Origin of the sequence: Actinospica durhamensis, assembly GCF_018139695.1 — a bacterium.
GTDB lineage: Bacteria > Actinomycetota > Actinomycetes > Streptomycetales > Catenulisporaceae > Actinospica > Actinospica durhamensis.
The window spans coordinates 1-2,173 of record NZ_JAGSOG010000525.1 but is presented as its reverse complement, the minus strand read 5'-3'; the positions used below and the strand labels follow the sequence as shown (position 1 = coordinate 2,173).

3 protein-coding genes are annotated in these 2,173 nt (G+C 67.8%); all 3 read left to right on the top strand.

What is annotated here, in order from left to right:
- Positions 1 to 389: 389 nt before the first annotated feature.
- The 3 genes from KDL01_RS40700 (at position 390) to KDL01_RS40690 (ending at position 2,113) form a co-directional block, all read left to right on the top strand.
- Positions 390 to 614, top strand: a complete 225-nt coding sequence (locus KDL01_RS40700; protein WP_212534070.1) for a hypothetical protein — start codon at positions 390 to 392, stop codon at positions 612 to 614.
- A gap of 246 nt (positions 615 to 860) precedes the next feature.
- The gene (locus KDL01_RS40695) at positions 861 to 1,175 is read left to right on the top strand and encodes a transposase (protein WP_212534069.1); all 315 of its coding nucleotides are present in this window, start codon (positions 861 to 863) and stop codon (positions 1,173 to 1,175) included.
- Positions 1,172 to 2,113 carry an integrase core domain-containing protein gene (locus tag KDL01_RS40690; RefSeq protein ID WP_212534068.1) on the top strand — a complete coding sequence of 314 codons (942 nt, stop codon included), beginning with the start codon at positions 1,172 to 1,174 and terminating at the stop codon, positions 2,111 to 2,113. Before KDL01_RS40695 ends, KDL01_RS40690 begins: the two co-directional genes overlap by 4 nt.
- Positions 2,114 to 2,173 lie beyond the last annotated feature (60 nt).

The following is a 2,173-nucleotide window of genomic DNA, read 5'->3' as shown; positions in this document are numbered from 1 at the left end:
CCCCACCACCCCGCCGCACGCTACCCATTACCCCCAACGATTTCGCAACCTCACGCCAACATCAGCTGGCCCGCCGTCCGAACGCGAACGCGCGTCCACCCGCCAGCCCAGATCAACCGGTCATTCACCTCTCACGCGGCCACCGAGAAAGATCTTTGCTGGTTATCCAGGTACTACCGTTGCGCCGTGAAAACCATGCCTCGGCGCGGTTATTCACGCGCGTCAGAGTTCGACGCATAGCTGACCGCAGAAGCCTCCGCGCGGCGCCAGGCCTCGCGCTGGCCGCCCTAGGGTGATCGCAGCGTTCACCCTGGTGCTCCGCGCCAGCAGCACCAGCGGACCGCGTACGAGAGAGCGCCGATCTGCCCGCGCAGACAGCACTGTGGAACGTGGCCGCCCCCGGCGACCAAGCCACCGCGACCATCTGGAACAACGCCGTCGTCAGCATCGCCGACTACGGCATATCCGGCACCACGACCGACACCCCCGGCGAATACATCCCCGTCCCAGAACGCATCATCACCGCCGCCGCGATCTGCGCGGCGCTGTTCACGCGGTTCGCGCTGTTCGCATGGACTATCGACCGGTCGACAAGTGGCCGATTCAGGAGCTGAGGCGCCGGCGCGCCGGAACTGGGGCCGCCTGAATCAACCCTCAAGCCCGAGCACCACAACACCTCAGCACTCCATCACCCCTGCACCCCTGCACCCCTGTAGCCCATCGCCCAGCGTTCGCTAACGATCCTTGGGTCGGTAAGTGTGCCGCTCCACAACCCAGCGCTCATAGCGTTCGCGCCCGTATGTCGCACGTCACACTTTGTGGCACAGGGCATGGTTGAGCCCTGACCCAAGGAGTCGATGATGAGTCGTCCACCGGCGTTCCCGGCGGAGCAGAAGGTACGGATCGTGCTCTCGATCCTGGCCGGCGAGGTCACCGCAGCCGATGCGGCCCGGCAGTTCAAGGTATCCGAGCAGAGCATCGGGACATGGAAGCGCCAATTCCTCGAAGGCGGTCGGGCCGGGCTGGAGTCCAAGGCGGCCGGGACGGTCAGCCGCGAGGCCGAGCTCGAGGCGGAGGTCGAGGAGCTCAAGGCGGCGCTCGGGGAGGCCACGGTGGAGCTGCGGGTGTGGAAGAAGAGCGCGGAGCGCCTGGCCCCTTCGAGGACCTCGAGGTGATCCGCCAAGACGCGGCGATGCCGGTCTCGAGGTTCTGCACGTTGATCGGCATCCCGCGCCGGACCTATCACCGGCACCTTTCCCGGCACCGGGCAGGTGAGCCGGTGAGCAAGGGCCCGTGGTCGGCCCCTGTCCGCGAGGGCGTCGAGCCGGTGGCGGCGAAGTACGCCGCGGACTGGCCGGCCTGGGGCCACCGCAAGATCCACGCCCTGATGGCCGTCGACGGGCACCCGGCCTCTGCCTCCACGGTCGAGCGGGCGATGCGAGCCCGCGGCCTGCTTCAGCCGGTCGACTACCAGGGCGAGCGTCGCGAGCTGGCCAAGGCCCGCAAGGCGGCGTTCGCCGATCCGCCCACGCGGCCGAACGAGGTCTGGCAGCTGGATTTCAGCAAGTACGAGACGACCGCCGGCGGGATCTGGCGCCTGGCCGGGGTCACCGACTACTTCACGAAGTACGAGCACGGCTGGCACATCGCCCCGACCTGCACCGGTGCCGACGCGATCGAGGCGGTGCGCATCGCGATCGCCGAGGCCGAGCGGATAGGCGGCACCCCGCTCGCCTCGCTGCTGCCCGTGAACCCCGAGACCGGCGAGATCCGGCGGATCAAGCTGGTGACCGACAACGGCGGCGCGTTCGCCCGGTTCATCGCCTCCAGGCCCGAACTGCTCCACATCAGGACCAGGGCGAAATCACCAGGCCAGAACGGGGTACGCGAGCGGGCGTTCGGCTCGTTCAAGTACGAGCACCTCTACCGCGTCCACGAGCAGATAGCCACCGTCGAAGACCTCTACCGGGAGGCCGAGGCGTACCGCGCTGTATTCAACGGCATCCGGCCACACGAAGCCCTCGGCTTCCACCGGCCGGCCGATATCCTGCACAACCCCTCGCTCCACCCGATCCACAAGAATCAAACCAGAGATCTTGTGCCAGAAGCTTGACGCGGGACACGTAGAGCCAGCCAAGGTACCCCGCCACGCACACCGCCCCCGCCGCGAGTC